The following is a 15873-nucleotide window of genomic DNA, read 5'->3' as shown; positions in this document are numbered from 1 at the left end:
TTGCATCAGTATATATCCCGTGTTAGCATGAATCAAACGAATCCTATTCATATATGACATGAGGTTTTACTTATGACAATAGCCAGGTTTGAAGTTTTCTCCCATGTAGTGGAGCAGGGAAGCTTTACGAAAGCAGCGGGAAAGCTGAATATGACCCAGTCTGCCGTAAGTCACGCAGTAGCTAGTCTGGAATCGGAGTGGGGCGTTGCACTATTAATTCGTGATCGTCGAAGAGGTCTTCTACTGACAGAGGTTGGCCAGAAGATGCTGATACCGATGCGCGAAATATTGAACCAAATGGAAATCATCAAGCAAGAAGCCGCCTTGGCTTCCAATCTGGAGGCAGGCACGATCCGGATCGGCAGTTTTCCCAGCGCATCAGCTAATATTTTGCCAAGCATCATTTCGAAGTTCAATCAAAAGCATCCCAACATTGCCTTCACATTTTATGAAGGAACCTATGAGGAGATTTTGGAATGGTTCGAGACAGGGGTCATTGATATCGGCTTCGTCATCCAGCAGAACAAAGAACTGAATTTGCATATTGTACCCTTAGTTAAGGATAAGATGGTTGTCGCTTTCCCTGCAGATCATCGCTTTCAACGTGAAGATGTAATTGATGTGCATGATCTGCAGGAAGAGGATTTTATTATGCCGAAAGGGCTTTATCGCGCAAATGTAGAGGAAATTTTCGAGCAAGCTCAAGTTACTCCCCGCATACGCTTTGAGGTGCAGGATTGTAATACCATCTCCAGTATGGTGCAGGAAGGGCTTGGCGTTACCATCGGTCCTGAGCTGTCGTTCAAAAATCAGCCCAACATCGGTATTGGTAATCTGAAGCAATCGAGCTGGCGTAAAGTGGCCCTAGCCAGTCCTCCTCTCCAATGCACGTCGCCAGCCGTACAGGCCTTCTTCACTGTCGCAAAGACAATGTTTGCGCGCACGGGAGAGCAAGCTCAAGGATCGGGATCGATAGATGACGAATGTGCCTACACAGAGATGTCCGGTTTCTTGGCAAAAGGGTGAGAGGAACACAGAATGTATAGACTGAAAACGCTTTAAAAAAGCATTGACATAATAGCGAGAGGGAACTAGTATTGGTTACGTAAACGTTTAACTAACAAAAAGGATGTTCGCTGATCTTATTCAGTTTCGAATTATTGCAAGAATGTTTACCTACGAGAGGTGGTTAGATGGCAGCTACGATCAAGGACATCGCACGAGTTGCCGGTGTCTCTACCGCAACCGTATCGAGAGTTATCAATAATCTTGGCGGATATAACGAAGAGACGGAGAAGAAGGTTATCGCCGTTGCCAAGGAATTGGGATATCGAAAAAATGAAAATGCAAGAAGCTTGGTACAGAAGTCGACCAATACGATAGGTGTCATTATGCCGGATGTGGCGACTTCCTTTTATGGCGATATTAGTAGAGGGATTGAGGACACTTCGTATGCGCATGGTTACAGCGTGATTCTGACTCATGCCGGCAGCCATGGCTCCCGCATTCAGGACTGCCTGAAGTTGATGGGAGAGCGCAGAGTAGATGGACTCATTATCGTGTCCATCGAGCTGCAAGAGGCTGCAATCGACGCTATGTCATCACTGGGTATTCCCTTTATTTTGCTATCTACCAAGTCGGATAGGGAAGATGTACCTTATCTCAAAGTGGATGATTTCCGTGCTGCATATACCGCAGTTCAGTATCTCACCCAGCATGGACACCGGAAGATAGGGATGGCCGGAGCCAATCCAAGAGATCCGATATCTGGTGCCCCGAGAATCGATGGATATACGCATGCATTGCGTGATCTGGGGATCAAGGTAGATTTGAACCTGATTAAGCCCGGAGACTTCAGCTTCGAATCCGGCAAACAGACCATGCAGGAGTTCCTTGCAGAGGAAGCCGATATTACCGCAGTATTCTGCGCAAGCGATGAGGCTGCACTCGGCATTATATCGACATGCTTTGAGCACGGCATTAGGGTGCCAGAGGAGTTGTCCGTGGTCGGCTACGATAACTCCAAGGTGTCGCGTATGTCGATACCCCCGTTAACGACAGTTGCGCAGCCCTTGTATGAGATGGGAAGAGAAGGCTGCCGGAAATTAATTGATGCGATTCAGCATAGGATAAAGATTGAGTCCGAAGTGATTCCCCATGAATTAGTGGTACGCAAGTCGGTCAAATCATTAAATGCAAAGTAATGACGAGTATATCCATGTGCAATTGCACGTTAATGAAGATGATTTTTACGTATTACGTAAACGTTTACGTTTAGTTCAGATAGCTTCATATTTCAACCCGAGAGGATTGGTGTCCGATGAGTGAAACAATGAAACAAGCAAAAGACGTGAAATGGTGGCAAACCGCCGTTGTATATCAAATTTATCCGCGCAGCTTCCAAGACAGCGATGGAGATGGCATTGGCGATTTGAGAGGGATCATCAATCGAATCGATTATTTGAAGCTGCTAGGCATTACTGCAATCTGGCTGTCCCCTGTATATAAATCGCCGAATGATGATAATGGCTATGACATTAGCGATTATCAAGATATTATGGACGAGTTCGGCACAATGGAGGACATGGATGAGCTGATTGCGAAGGCGAATGAGGCTGGCATCAAGATCATTATGGATCTTGTTGTAAACCATACCTCTGACGAGCATAAATGGTTCATTGAAGCGAAAAAAGGCAAGGACAACGAGTACCGCGATTACTACATTTGGCGTGATCCGGTGAACGGTGGCGTTCCGAACGGACTTGGCTCTATATTTAGCGGCCCAGCTTGGGAGTTCGATGAAGCGAGCGGCCAGTATTTCCTACACCTATTCAGCAAGCGCCAGCCAGACCTGAACTGGGAGAATCCGAAGGTTCGCCAAGAAGTGTATGACATGATGAACTTTTGGCTTGATAAAGGTGTCGGCGGCTTCCGCATGGACGTCATCGATCTCATCGGCAAAATTCCAGATCAAGAAATTACGGGCAACGGACCGAAGCTGCATGAGTATTTGCAGGAAATGCATGAAAAGACATTCGGCTCCCATGACGTCTTGACAGTTGGTGAGACTTGGGGCGCGACGCCGGAAATCGCAAAGCTGTATTCCGATCCGGCACGCAAGGAAATGTCGATGGTGTTCCAATTCGAGCATGTCGGATTGGATCAACAGGAGGGCAAGGATAAGTGGGATCTGAAGCCACTGGAAATTGCGGAATTGAAGCGAGTGCTGGCGAAGTGGCAGACTTCGCTAGGGGACCAGGGCTGGAACAGCTTGTTCTGGAACAATCATGACTTGCCGCGCATCGTGTCCAGATGGGGAAATGATAAGGAATACCATGAACAAAGCGCGAAAATGTTCGCTGTACTTCTGCACATGATGAAGGGTACGCCGTACATTTATCAAGGTGAAGAGATAGGGATGACGAATCGCCCTGTGTCGAGCATTGATGAGGTAGAGGATATTGAATCCATCAATATGTATCATGACCGTTTGTCCAAGGGATACGCGGCAGAGGACATTATCGCCTCGATCAATGCCAAAGGGAGAGACAATGCTCGTACGCCAATCCAATGGGATGACAGCGCGAACGGAGGCTTTACAACGGGTACGCCTTGGCTGCATGTGAACGACAACTACAAGACAATTAACGTGCAGCGTAATCTCGACAACCCGAATTCGATCTTCTATACGTACCAGCGCTTAATCAAGCTGCGCCAAGAGAATCCGATTATCGTATGGGGCGACTTCGAACTGATTGAGCATACGCCTGAAGAGGTATTTGCATACTACCGCATCTATGAAGGCGAGAAATGGCTCGTGGCAGCAAACATATCCGAGCAGGAGCATGGAATCGCTGTCGATGGTAAGGTATCCGAGATCATTATGAGCAACTATGATCGCGCTGAAATCGACGTTACTACATTTTCGATGAAGCCATACGAGGTATTTGCGGTGAAAATTGCATAATAAGCTTACTAGGGCCCACACACTCCTTGTGTGGGCTCTTAATTCGTTAAGAGGAAGCGGAATATCGTCTTAATTAGAATCTATCATCTGAATATTTGTCAAAATTCATGACTATGATAATAACATCCTACTCGAGATTGGGAGTGTTATTTCATGGTTGTAATTTGTCCGTCATGCAGCAAAAAAGTACATATTAAAAAAAATGGCCACGGAAGATGCTCATGTGGAGCCAGTATTAAAATTGTAAAGTAGAATAACCACCGCATTCTCCCCTGCCCTATGTGTAAAAATATTGATTATTTTATACATAGAACTAGACATCCTCCTTTATATATGTAAAAATCCTTCTAAAGGGTTAAATGGGGTGCTGGTTATGAGGTATATTTATAAATTATTTCATGAAAAGAGCATGACTGAATTCAATGAAATCTATCAGAAGAGAATTAATTATGATACAACTGAGCGCTTAGGCTTATATATTAAGCCAATGAATCAGCCCTACGTCTATGAATTGTATTATGTACCTACAAGTGAAATGATAAGGATGATTCACCAACTTCATGTTATCTCCAGGGAATTTGAAACTACCTTTAAGCAACTCCCTGCAGTCGCTCAGCAGCAATTTATTATGGAGTGTCTGGTAGAGGAACTGTACAATACTAACGAGCTAGAAGGAATAAGAAGTTCTAGAGAGGAGATCGCAAGAAGTGCGAAAGAAGTCCTATTTAATAGGAAAACCAAGCAGAGATTTGAAAGTATGATTAAGTCTTATATGAGGCTGCTGCAGAATGATATTAGATTTCCCAAAGTTCCTCAGGATGTAAGGCTCATCTATGATGATATTACAAATGGAGAAATTGAGACACAGGAATTGCCGGATGGAGACATTTTCAGAAAAGATACGACTTATATTCTAAAAAAATCAGGAACAGGAAAAGTGGTTCATCAGGGGATAACACCGGAATCAGAAATCATACAAAAAACGAACGACTTATTGAAATTTTTAAATGACAATGAAGAGATTCCAACGATTATAAAGGTTGCTGTTGGCCATTACTATTTTGGTTATATTCACCCGTTCTATGATGGTAATGGGAGAACCTCAAGATTTATTAGCAGTATGTATCTTTGTTCGGATTTTGGGAATAGCTCTGCACTTTCGTTGTCCAGAGGATGCAATAAATACAGAAATAAATATTTAGAGGCCTTCGAAATTACAAATAGTATAAAGAGCAGAGGCGAACTGAACTGCTTTATTGAAGCTTTTATTGCAATTATTCTAAAAGCTCTCATTCAAATGAATGCAGAGTTAAAGGAAAAGAGTGAATTGCTACATATCGCTCAAAAGAAATTAAAAATGGAGCCTAGATTAACAGATAAGGATCAAATATATTTTGAAATTTTGTACGTGTTAGCTCAAAATTACTTTTTCGATTCAAGTAGTGGGCTTACCATTAAAGAGTTGGCAAGAGTTTTCGAGAAATCAGAGGCTACGCTGAGAAAGATAATGAAGGAACTACATAGGTTATCACTTGTAGAACAAAATGGCGAGAGGCCGATCTATTACTGCATTAAGCAAACGTATTTCGAGATGTAACTGTCTGAGCTCACACATTCTTTGTGTGGGCTTTTTGTTTCGTGGATAATAGAGTGGGGGTGCAAAGAGATCGATGAATCCATATTATTGCACGCTGGAGAAATTAGTGTGCCAAACTTCGGTCTCTGGTGGGGATTGGGAATATACGATCGAAGCGATGGAGGATTTTGTGGTCATTGAAATCCCGTAGGAGCTGTCGCCTCCAGACCTTTCACGTAAAGGATGAGCTACTATTGGCGGATGATATCATACAATCAATAAATTATAATCAGGCACCTGCAAGCCTATGGAGAGAGATTGCCGTCTTGCTGCATCGCGTATGGCCGGAGGAAGATGGATTGCTGGAGGATACGATACCGGCTGCCCATCATGAAGCGCTGAATGCGCGTTCCTTCTATGCCTATGCAGATGGGAAATTAGTCAGCTATACGGGAATTGTCACCAAAACGATCGAGCATGAGGGAGAGAGGTTCAGGCTATCAGGACTTAGCTGTGTAGCGACTGACCCTGATTATCGTGGTTTGGGCTATGGGCTAAAAACAGTCGCTGCCGCTACCCGATGGATGGAGCAGAGCGGCGTGGATCTTGGCTTATTTACATGCCATCCAGATCTGGCTGGTTTCTACCATCGAGCCGGCTCCTGGCCGGCTGTGCCCGATGTAAGCCTTATTGGCAGTCGTGATGAAGGGGCGTTGACGAGCGACTCGCTGCAGGTCGCTGTGCTGATGCGCCTGTTTTCGGCAAAGGCTATTGCCCTTAAGAAGGTACTTCGCAACACGACAATCAATCTTGATCTCCCTGTCGGGCAATTTCTGTAGGGATGGTTCAAAGCCATCCCTTCTCCTCGGCAATGGCCGCGGCCTGCTGCCTCGACTCGGCATCCAGCTTTTGAATGGCAGAAGATAGATAATTTCGTACCGTGCCAATCGTCAGGAAGAGGGATTTGCTGATTTCGCTTGTCGTCAAGCCTTCCTTCGTAAGCCGCAGCATCTCAGCTTCTCTCTCGCTTAATGGATTCTCATTGTTCATAAAGAGCACTGCAGCCAGATCGGTGCTGATCACCCGTTCTCCAGCCATGACCCTACGAATGGATTCAATGAGATAGTCGATCGGTTCATCCTTAAGCAGATAGGCATTCACTTGGGCATTCATTGCCTTTTGCAAATAACCAGGTCGTGCAAAGGTGGTAACAATCACAATTTTGCAGGGAAGCCCGGCGTTTCTGATTTGCATTGCCAACTCTAAGCCGTTCATGTGCGGCATTTCAATATCCACCACGCATACGTCTGGCTTATGCTGCTGTATGGCTTCCCATGCCTGCTTCCCATCCGCCACTTCCGCCAATACTTCAATATCATCTTCGAACTCCAGCAATGAGGCAAAGGCACCTCGCAGCATCTGCTGGTCTTCAGCAATCACAACGCGAATCATGTAGCTGCATTCTCCTTTTCGAGATGATGGAGGGGGAGCATCATTGCAACCGCAGTCCCTCCGGCAGGCGAGCATTCCACTGTAAGAGTGCCGTTCAGTGCGTGCATTCGTTCCTTCATTGACAGGATGCCATTTCCGCCTTCTTTGTGGCTTAGCCCGACACCATCATCAGTTATGTATATGGTGTACCTGTTATCTATCATTTGAAGCTGTATCGTGCAGTGCTGCGCCTGACTATGCTTAATCGTATTTGTAATTGCTTCCCGCACAGAGAGAGCAATCATCGTTTCCTCGACACTGGATAGCAGTGGGGGAGGTCCATGCTCTATAATTTCAAGCTCAATGCCAGCCGTATGCAGCAGCTTGCGCGAATGTGTCAGCTCACTTGTCAGTGAAATGAACTTCATCTCGGAAACGAGTTCCCGTACTTGCTTAAGGGCAATTCGCGAGGTATTGAGGATGTCGTTCAGCTCTTCTTTGGCCTGCTTAGGGTCTTTATCTACCCATCTAGCAGCCAGCTCGCTTTTCAGTTTGATCATCGTTAAGGTTTGTCCCAGCGTATCATGGAGATCGCGTGCGATGCGGTGTCTTTCCTCCTGCAGAGCATATTGTTCAAGCTGTTCATTGGCAGAATCCAGCTGGCCTTGCAGGCTGGCCGCTCTCGCTCTTATGTATAAAATAGAAGGCAGGAGTATCTGGATAATGATAATGGGGAGATGCATCATATACCTGGCATAGAAATCACTTACTCCCCATCTTGCGACTAACGCGTACATAAGGGCTATGGTTGCAGTTCCGACGCCGATTTGCCATTTGGACTTCGATCTGCCCAGCAGATCGGCAAATATAAATCCGAACATGAGAAGATTGGGGTCAATATAGATACTGAGTACCGTAATCGTGCCGAGACCAGATACAACAGCTGCTAGCAGATAGATATTCCGATGCCATAATGCAATATAGAAGGAAATCAAAAATAAGCTTAGGATCATAAGGCATCCCAAGAGACCAAGATCGGAACGCGTGCTCAGGACGAAATAGCACAAATATACGATCGCAATTACATCTATGAGCAGAAACTGTTTCATCTGATCTCTTGGGTAGATCTTCATCGATAGCCTCCAGATTCACATAGACTGAAAAATGCCTACCGCACGCTTGCGGACAGACTCCATAGGGCCAAGCTTGAAGATCCGCAGCCATCTTGAAGCGAACCATAGCTGGAACACGGAGATCTCAACCCAGATTGCGATAATGGTTAACGAATTCAACTTGCCGCCTAATGCTAAGCCCCAGCCATAACAGAGCACGGAAGCAATCACATTTTGCATAACATAGCAGCTTAACGACATCTTCCCTGTGTTTTCAAGCAGGCGCCACAGTCGATCTAATTTGTTATATTGTACCATTTTACCAATGAGTGCTATATACCCAATCGACAGAAAGGGAGCGAATAAATAGCGGACGGGCATGTCGAAAATGCCGCCGGGTATGAAGATAAGCAGGTTCAATGGTACCCCGACGTAGATGCCCAGCTTCAAAAGCTTGCTACGTTGTCGCTGCCCATTCTCATCTGGAGCGAACACTCCGGAGCGCATAAGGCGAACGCCGAGTAAAAACAGAAACACATTCAACGGAATGACAAAAATGGGCTCAAAACGAAGCTGTACGAAATGAGATAGTCGATATTGGACTTGCTCCAGCCATGAACCGTCCTTGTAGAGAGTGACCACCTGATCAAAGTTCCCTAGTGACATATTGGCGCCCATTAACCCAAGCATAAGGATACTCAAAATTGCGATGACATGTACGCTGCCAATCACTCTCATCGTGATAGATATGGCGCGATCGCCACCACGAATAATGAAGGCGGCAATCACGCCTGTTATGCCGTAGCTCATTAAGATGTCATACTCCATTACGAGAATAAAATGAAGCAAGCCCTCCAATAGCAAAACAAGAAGCACCCACATATAGACGCCCGGCCAGGCCTTGCCCACACGCTTCGCCTGCTGATACTTCATTTCCATGCCTACTCCGAACATGATCGTTAATAAGCCGAGCATCTTGCCATTTACGAAAAATAATACGATCATGCGGAGCAGATCATCGAGCTTCCACCAGCCCGTATACGCGTACGTGGTGAGATAAGATAAATCTCCTAGATGTGCAAATATCCAAATATTTGTCCCCAATGTGCCTAGAATTGCAAATCCCCGCAAAATATCGAGCAGACGGATTCTCTCCTGACGTTGTTCCACATGTACTCATCCTTCCCTCATATTCATCATGCAGCTTTATTGTAGTGGGGAAGAGGGGCGGTGGAATATTCACAGCTGTAAAGGAATTAGGATGACAGGTGTCATATTGTTCGAATTTGGATAGCAAGGAATATTGTTGCGCAGGATAAGGCTACAGGATTTTGAAAGAAGGAGATAGCCGCCATATGGATCATATGATTTTTCAGGTTGGAACCGCCCTGCTGTTAGTTACCGCCGCCTCGCTAATCGCTGGGAAACTAAAGTTTTCGATCATACCATTTCTCATCGTTCTCGGTATGTTGGTCGGACCGCATGCTCCAGTGATTGGCTTGTTCGACTTAACCTTTATAGAGAGTCAGTACATAATAGCTTTTCTCGGACGGATGGGAGTACTATTCCTGCTCTTCTACATTGGTCTAGAGTTCTCGGTTTCGAAGTTAATTAAGTCTGGGGGCAATATTGTATTTGGTGGTACCGTATATGTCGTACTGAACTTTGTGCTGGCAATGGCTTACGGATTTTTGGTTAATTTTCCGCTGTATGAAACGTTAATCATTGCAGGGCTGATGTCTGTATCCTCCACTGCCATCGTAGCCAAGGTTTTGGTTGATCTTAGACGTACAGGCAACTCCGAAACAGAGCTGATATTGGGCATGATTTTGTTCGATGATCTCTTTCTGGCCGTGTTCTTATCCGTTATGTCCGGCCTTCTGCTTGGGGGGGCCACATCTATTGGCGGAGTTCTGCTCTCCGTAGGGATTTCCATGGGGTATATGCTCGTATTCTTCATCATCGCAAGAGTGGGGCCGCCAGTATTGAACAAGCTGTTAAATATCACATCGAACGAAATCTTTATTATAGTCGTGTTTTCCCTGCTATTCTTTATTGCCGGGTTCTCGGAAACCCTGCATGTAGCTGAGGCTATCGGTGCGCTCTTATTTGGACTTGCATTGTCAGAAACAGAGCACAGCAAACGAATAGAGCATCTGGTTGTTCCTTTCCGGGATTTCTTCGGTGCGATATTCTTCTTCAGTTTCGGTCTAAGCATAGATCCGCTGACGCTGGGTGATGCTGCATGGATGGCACTAGGGGCTGTGCTGCTCACGGTGGTGTCCAATATGGTTGCAGGCTGGATGGCAGGACGTAAGGCAGGATTATCCTATAAGGCTTCGACGAATATTGGACTTACCATTATGGCGCGGGGGGAATTCACCATTATAGTGGCGAACTTAGGTATATCAGCCGGTTTGATGCCTTTACTTAAACCATTCTCCGCGCTGTATGTACTCGTGCTGGCTATAGTTGGCCCACTGCTGGCGAAAGAGTCGAAATATGTGTATAGCGGTCTGAACCGCATATTCAAATGGAGCAATACCAAAGAAAAAGCAAACGTACCAAATAAATAGGATTGAAGGGAGATGTCAGGCCATATGGCAACGATAAGGGAAACGGAACTACCGGGTATCGGGAAAAAGTATCAGATGGAAGCTGCGTCGGGGGATAAAGTCGTCGTCGTTATCCATGATGATGGCAGAAGAGAAGTATACCATTTCGAAGATGACGATCCAGAGCAGAGCATTTCCCAAGTGACACTGGAGGATGAAGAAGCAAGACAGCTTGCATCTATTATCGGCGGCATGAGCTATAAGCCGAAGGCATTGGATACTATCCAAGTGGAACTTGATGAACTTGTCATTGAATGGTGCAAGGTAGGGCCGTCCTTTCCATGCATTAATAAATCCATTGCCGAGCTGCAAATCCGTCAGCGTACGGGAGCAACAATCCTGGCAGCTATAGAAAAAGGAAAGCAGTATATCAATCCCGATCCTGAGGTACAGCTTACGCCCAATATGACACTCGTCATTGCAGGAGAGCGCAAACAAATCAAGCAGCTCAAAGAGCTGCTCGCACAAGGATAACGGATCATTATAGTCGGAGAGCATCTGCTTGGATAATAGCAGGTGCTCTTTTTTTTGTTTTGCTGAGATAAGACTAGCTGTGTTTACCGTGTTTGCTGCCTCTCTCCATTTCTTCTCTAATGATCTGCATGAGCAGATTAGCAGAGGGCGACTGCATATATTCCTGGGCGCCTCGCCTCTGCAAGAAGCCGATTTGAATCAGGGGCTCGGCGATGTTGACGTCAATTGCTGCGACTTCCTTCATCAGTGGTGTGGTATCCAATACGACGCCCACGGCAGAAGTATTCTTCACAAAGTGTGGAATCGAGGATATTTGACTTACGGTGTTCAAGTTAGGCGATATTTCGAATCTGGCGAAATGCTTTGCTAAACGCAGCGAATATAAGCAGTTTGGTCCGCCAGCTATGATTGGGTAATGGAGAACCTCTTCCAATGAGATGTTCTCCTGTGCACACAAAGGATGCGCCTGATCTGCAATGAACGTGATCCTCTCTTGATAGAGCGGCTGAAAATAGAAGTGAGACGCGTCGGAAGGCTCGCCGCAGATGGCAAAGTCCAGCTCCTTTTGCAGGATAGATTGGGAAAGGAAATCGGTATTTCCCGCCACAACGTGACATTGCATGTTCGGCTTATGCACTCGGAACTTCCGCAATGCATTAGGGAACACCGTCTCCATCATGGATTCAATTCCTCCAATCCGTACAGACCCAATTTCGTCCTGCTGCAATGCCTTCGCCTGTTCCGAGATATAGTTCCAATGCTGAATGAGACTGTCAATCTCCGCTGCCAGCATGTGGCCGGCACGGGTCAATTCCGCATCCCAGCCTCTGTTGAACAATGGTATGCCCAGCTCTTTTTCCAAGCGTTGAATTTGACTCGTAATGGTAGATTGTGCGTAATTCAACTTCTCGGCTGCTCGGGAGAAAGTCCCTTCTTCAAGTATGGTTTTGAATGCGGTTAGTTCTTTGAGATCCATTTGCTTGTTGTCACCTCTATCGAAATAATCGAATAAGATCATGATTTTATTCAATTATACAAATGAAATTAACGGGCGTAAAATGGAGGCATCTCAGAGAAGGAGTCGATCGGAAATGCCATTTATTCGGGTTAGTTACATGGAGGAGCAATATGACACCCGCCAACTTGAACAAATCAGTAAGTCAATCATGTGCGCTTTAATAAGGCATTTCAATGTGCCGGAAGATGATTATTTTCAAGTCTTTCATGCCCATAGGGCGGAGGGATTTTTCTACAGCAAGAATTACTTGAATGTTGAACGGAGCGATGGCTTGCTCTATATCCATATCACACTTAAATCGGGGAGGACGGAACAGCAGAAAACAAGCTTTTATACGATGCTGGCTGAGGAGTTGTCGAACACGGTGAGTATAAGAAATGAAGATGTATTTGTTGTGCTTGTTGATAATGAATTCGATGATTGGTCGTTCGGCAATGGCATTGCTCAAATGCTGGATCGTCAGACAAAGAGGGGTGATTAGCATGGCACATCGAGCAATTAAACCGCATGTAAGCGAGTCGTTAAGAGAATTAGCTCCGGCATTTGTTGATTATTCGGAGAATGTGTTGTTCGGAGACCTGTGGCAACGGGAGCAATTATCGCTACGGGATCGGAGTATGATTACGATTTCTGCGCTAGTTGCGGGCGGATTGATGGAACAGCTCCCTTATCATTTGCGACTATCGGTAGAGAATGGACTGCAGCAAGAAGAAATCGTGGAAGTGATAACACACCTTGCGTATTATGCAGGCTGGCCGCGTGCAGCTTCGGCGCTGCAGGTGGTAGAGGCGATCTTCGGGAAAATGGCGTAATCATAGATAGAGAAAGCACAGCACTAGCGAATAGCTAAGTACTGTGCTTTTTATGTTCAAGCAACTATTGCTGACTTACGAATTCTGTAACTCCAAAGGCAAAAATGCATAATCTCCGTCTCTTACGATTTCGCATTTGCGAACCGGAATCGGGTGCTTAAATAGAGGGCCGTCGATTACGGTCGTGTGGAACTCTCCACCTTCACCACATGGATCAATTCCGCGTGCGAGGAGCTCCTCCACGAACTCGTGAGTCAGCACACGTCCTAAATCTTCTTCCTTCATGCCCTTCGACAGATTGACTGTCACCAGCATCGTAACAAATCCGAGATTGATGAATTCCTGAACTGCCCCCAGATGATCCATTTCCCAGAGCGGCATTCCCAAGCCTAGCCCTGCATTCTTCGTCACTCGATCATGCCAGCAGCCGTGTTCCGGTACATCCAAGTCACCCGTTACTAATACTTCGGCGCCTTGCTCCTTCGCATGCGCCAACAGCCCCATAAATACGGACTCATAGTCTGTCCAGCTTGCCGCACCTGCAAATATAGGCAGCCCGATGGCCTCAGCTTGTGCACGGATAAGCTCAGGAGGCATGCCGTGGGAGCGGGAACGCTTGCCCTCTTCTTCAAGCATGACAATTAAGCCGACTGCTTCTCCGCCCTGCATGGCCTTATAGAGTGCCAATGTACTGTCCTTTCCCCCGCTGAAGGAAGCAATAAATTTATGTCCGTGAGCACCGTTTTTCCAAGTTGTTGCGTCTGTCATGGTTGTACGCTCCTTTGTTGTGTGAAGTATATCTGTTACAAACTTATAAGATCTAAGGAGTTTGCATGTTATTGATGTCATTTTATCATGAATCGATCAAGAGAGCTGTGTATGAAGTCTCTGTATTGGGTGTGCAAGAGTTAAAAAGGATAAACAAGAAAACGGCCTTCTATGAGGCCGTTGTAACGTGCATTATAAAAATAGCTCGGTTATCAAGTTTTAGTTTAATGGAGCAGAAAATATAAGTCTATATCTTTGCAGAAAATATTGGTACATTGGATCTATCCCCCGGCCGGGTCATAAAAGAGGGGAGACGTTATATGGATCGTCAAAGTAAGTATTTTCAAGCTGCGGAGGCGTTTAGCTTCGATAGGACTACCCTGACTCATCTCAGCAAGTCGTGCAATGAGGTTTACCGTTTTACGAAAGACAATCAATTTTACATATTACGATTAACCAAGAAGCCTATTTCATATATGAATCAAATCATAGCAGAGCTAGACTGGGTTTGCTATTTGTCAGAATACGGGGTGCAAGCTTCATTGCCCATTTACACGGTAGATGGCAAGTGGATGAAAACGATTGTGGAAGGGGATCAGTGTCTTATCGCGACAGCATTTCAGATGGCATCGGGATGTTTCTTTGACAAGCATGATCCAAATCTGTGGGGGCCAACTATTTTCCTCAAATGGGGAGAAACGATGGGGCGGATGCACCTCCTTGCACAATCTTACGTTAGTAGGGGTGGTAGCGCGAAGAGAGAAGACTGGAGCGGGCGGAACATTGAGAATCCCCATCTTGAGCAGGGACGTTATTTCATTCTGCTTGAAAGACTCCGATCAATGGAACAAGCGATATCTAAGCTTCCGAAGGACAAACGAGCATATGGAATCATCCATAACGACTTTCATCCTTATAATTTTCATATCGATCATGGGGACATTACGGTATTTGATTTCGATGACAGCTTATATGGTTGGTTTGTGCTCGACATAGCCATCGCTGCAGCGCATGCGGTATGGTGGGGATCACCAGGAGAAGACAGGCATGACAAGAATGAGTTTGCACTCTGGTTTCTGACTCATTTTTTAACGGGTTATGCCAAGCATAACCACTTAGATTCGTTCTGGATAGAGAAAATTCCAATGTTTATGAACTATCGGAATATCGATTCTTACTTTTGGTGGCTTAGCGATTGGGACGGGGATGAAAACAAATTAACGCCATCCCAGCACGAGGCAATCAATTATGCGGTCAAGTTCATTCAATTGGGACAGCCCTTTGATGGATGTGACATTCAATTATTGTAGAATGAAAAGATGAACCAAGTTGAGGTGATAGAGATGATATATAATCTTGAAGCGTTACAGAAAGCACACCAAGCGGGGAAGAAGCTCAAGTACTTATTCTTCTGGGGGCATACGCCTCCTGCTGACGGAAGCATCAATCAGAGCTGCTTCAGCCAATGGTGGACAGCTAGCTTTACAGTAGATGGCCATAAATATAGCTGCACGGAGCAGTATATGATGGCAGAAAAGGCAAGGCTGTTCGGTGATAACGAGATGTTGGAAGCTATTACGAACGCGAAGCATCCGAAGCAAATGAAGGCGTTCGGGCGCGCCGTGAAACGTTTTGACAACGAGGTGTGGAGCCGCGAATGCTATGACATCGTGAAGCGAGGCAACTTCGCGAAATTTTCGCAAAATGAGGAACTGTGTGCGTTTCTCAAGGCGAGCAAGCAGCGGATTTTGGTGGAGGCAAGCCCAGTCGACCGCATCTGGGGTATTGGAATGGCTAAGGATCATCCGGATGTTGAGAATCCGATGAAATGGCGGGGCGATAATTTGTTGGGATTCGCCCTAACCGAAGTGCGAGATCAGTTATTGGCGAATGGAACGGAGTGACGCCGCCACAGCCAAATAGGCTGCCCCTAATGTTAGAAGGCAGGGGACAGCCTATTTACTTAACCGTTAGTGATTCTCCTTGTCAACCATAACGATAGATTGCCCACGATACATACATGCGGAGCTCCATTTTTATCGTAGTACCGGTAAGGCGAGCGCATATATCCCTGCCATGTAGATCGTACGCGGCTTATGC

Annotated in this window: 16 protein-coding genes; 11 read left to right on the top strand and 5 right to left on the bottom strand. The window is 45.9% G+C overall.

Going from position 1 to position 15873, the window contains the following annotated elements:
* The first annotated feature begins 72 nt into the window (after nucleotides 1-72).
* The 5 genes from ABN764_RS08460 to ABN764_RS08440 all read left to right on the top strand — a co-directional run bounded on the left by ABN764_RS08460 (nucleotide 73) and on the right by ABN764_RS08440 (nucleotide 6382).
* Complete coding sequence (locus ABN764_RS08460) at nucleotides 73-1026, top strand: LysR family transcriptional regulator (RefSeq protein ID WP_081819955.1); 954 nt, start codon at nucleotides 73-75, stop codon at nucleotides 1024-1026.
* Nucleotides 1027-1193: 167 nt separating this feature from the next.
* Nucleotides 1194-2204, top strand: coding sequence for a LacI family DNA-binding transcriptional regulator (locus tag ABN764_RS08455; protein WP_446671574.1), 1011 nt, complete (start codon nucleotides 1194-1196; stop codon nucleotides 2202-2204).
* Between the two features lie 116 nt (nucleotides 2205-2320).
* Complete coding sequence (locus ABN764_RS08450; protein WP_446671573.1) at nucleotides 2321-3967, top strand: glycoside hydrolase family 13 protein; 1647 nt, start codon at nucleotides 2321-2323, stop codon at nucleotides 3965-3967.
* Nucleotides 3968-4340: 373 nt separating this feature from the next.
* Nucleotides 4341-5564: a Fic family protein gene (locus tag ABN764_RS08445; protein ID WP_446671572.1), complete on the top strand. Its 1224-nt coding sequence runs from the start codon at nucleotides 4341-4343 to the stop codon at nucleotides 5562-5564.
* A gap of 233 nt (nucleotides 5565-5797) precedes the next feature.
* Nucleotides 5798-6382: a GNAT family N-acetyltransferase gene (locus ABN764_RS08440; RefSeq protein WP_446671571.1), complete on the top strand. Its 585-nt coding sequence runs from the start codon at nucleotides 5798-5800 to the stop codon at nucleotides 6380-6382.
* Nucleotides 6383-6389: 7 nt separating this feature from the next.
* Here the strand turns inward: ABN764_RS08440 and ABN764_RS08435 are convergent, their stop codons facing one another.
* From ABN764_RS08435 to ABN764_RS08425, 3 genes are read right to left on the bottom strand one after another with little or no spacing between them, the layout of a single operon-like run.
* A complete protein-coding gene (locus ABN764_RS08435; RefSeq protein ID WP_446671570.1) occupies nucleotides 6390-6995 on the bottom strand; it encodes a response regulator transcription factor in 606 nt (201 codons plus the stop codon).
* Nucleotides 6992-8107, bottom strand: a complete 1116-nt coding sequence (locus ABN764_RS08430; RefSeq protein WP_446671569.1) for a sensor histidine kinase — start codon at nucleotides 8105-8107, stop codon at nucleotides 6992-6994. Before ABN764_RS08430 ends, ABN764_RS08435 begins: the two co-directional genes overlap by 4 nt.
* A gap of 15 nt (nucleotides 8108-8122) precedes the next feature.
* A complete protein-coding gene (locus ABN764_RS08425; protein WP_446671568.1) occupies nucleotides 8123-9256 on the bottom strand; it encodes a DUF418 domain-containing protein in 1134 nt (377 codons plus the stop codon).
* Nucleotides 9257-9441: 185 nt separating this feature from the next.
* Here ABN764_RS08425 and ABN764_RS08420 point away from each other — a divergent pair, with 185 nt between their 5' ends.
* Complete coding sequence (locus ABN764_RS08420; protein WP_268624280.1) at nucleotides 9442-10662, top strand: cation:proton antiporter; 1221 nt, start codon at nucleotides 9442-9444, stop codon at nucleotides 10660-10662.
* 24 nt (nucleotides 10663-10686) lie between these two features.
* Nucleotides 10687-11175, top strand: a complete 489-nt coding sequence (locus ABN764_RS08415) for a cation:proton antiporter regulatory subunit (RefSeq protein WP_021257443.1) — start codon at nucleotides 10687-10689, stop codon at nucleotides 11173-11175.
* A 73-nt stretch (nucleotides 11176-11248) separates the two neighbouring features.
* Here the strand turns inward: ABN764_RS08415 and ABN764_RS08410 are convergent, their stop codons facing one another.
* Entirely contained in the window at nucleotides 11249-12151 is a 903-nt protein-coding gene (locus ABN764_RS08410) for a LysR family transcriptional regulator (protein WP_446671567.1), read from the bottom strand.
* A gap of 115 nt (nucleotides 12152-12266) precedes the next feature.
* Between ABN764_RS08410 and ABN764_RS08405 the strand changes: the two genes are divergently transcribed.
* Nucleotides 12267-12674: a tautomerase family protein gene (locus ABN764_RS08405; RefSeq protein ID WP_446671566.1), complete on the top strand. Its 408-nt coding sequence runs from the start codon at nucleotides 12267-12269 to the stop codon at nucleotides 12672-12674.
* Nucleotide 12675: 1 nt separating this feature from the next.
* Nucleotides 12676-13005 carry a carboxymuconolactone decarboxylase family protein gene (locus ABN764_RS08400; protein WP_446671565.1) on the top strand — a complete coding sequence of 110 codons (330 nt, stop codon included), beginning with the start codon at nucleotides 12676-12678 and terminating at the stop codon, nucleotides 13003-13005.
* 75 nt (nucleotides 13006-13080) lie between these two features.
* Here the strand turns inward: ABN764_RS08400 and ABN764_RS08395 are convergent, their stop codons facing one another.
* Nucleotides 13081-13773: a Dph6-related ATP pyrophosphatase gene (locus ABN764_RS08395; RefSeq protein ID WP_021257439.1), complete on the bottom strand. Its 693-nt coding sequence runs from the start codon at nucleotides 13771-13773 to the stop codon at nucleotides 13081-13083.
* A gap of 320 nt (nucleotides 13774-14093) precedes the next feature.
* Here ABN764_RS08395 and ABN764_RS08390 point away from each other — a divergent pair, with 320 nt between their 5' ends.
* Both ABN764_RS08390 and ybiA read left to right on the top strand, forming a co-directional pair.
* The gene (locus tag ABN764_RS08390) at nucleotides 14094-15083 is read left to right on the top strand and encodes a phosphotransferase enzyme family protein (RefSeq protein WP_446671564.1); all 990 of its coding nucleotides are present in this window, start codon (nucleotides 14094-14096) and stop codon (nucleotides 15081-15083) included.
* A 33-nt stretch (nucleotides 15084-15116) separates the two neighbouring features.
* Entirely contained in the window at nucleotides 15117-15677 is a 561-nt protein-coding gene (ybiA, locus tag ABN764_RS08385) for a riboflavin biosynthesis intermediates N-glycosidase (RefSeq protein ID WP_446671563.1), read from the top strand.
* The last annotated feature ends 196 nt before the right edge of the window (nucleotides 15678-15873 follow it).

The sequence above is a fragment of the Paenibacillus wuxiensis genome, from assembly GCF_040195695.1.
Taxonomy (GTDB): Bacteria; Bacillota; Bacilli; order Paenibacillales; family Paenibacillaceae; genus Paenibacillus_B; species Paenibacillus_B suaedae.
This window is presented reverse-complemented; position numbering and strand designations above follow the sequence as displayed.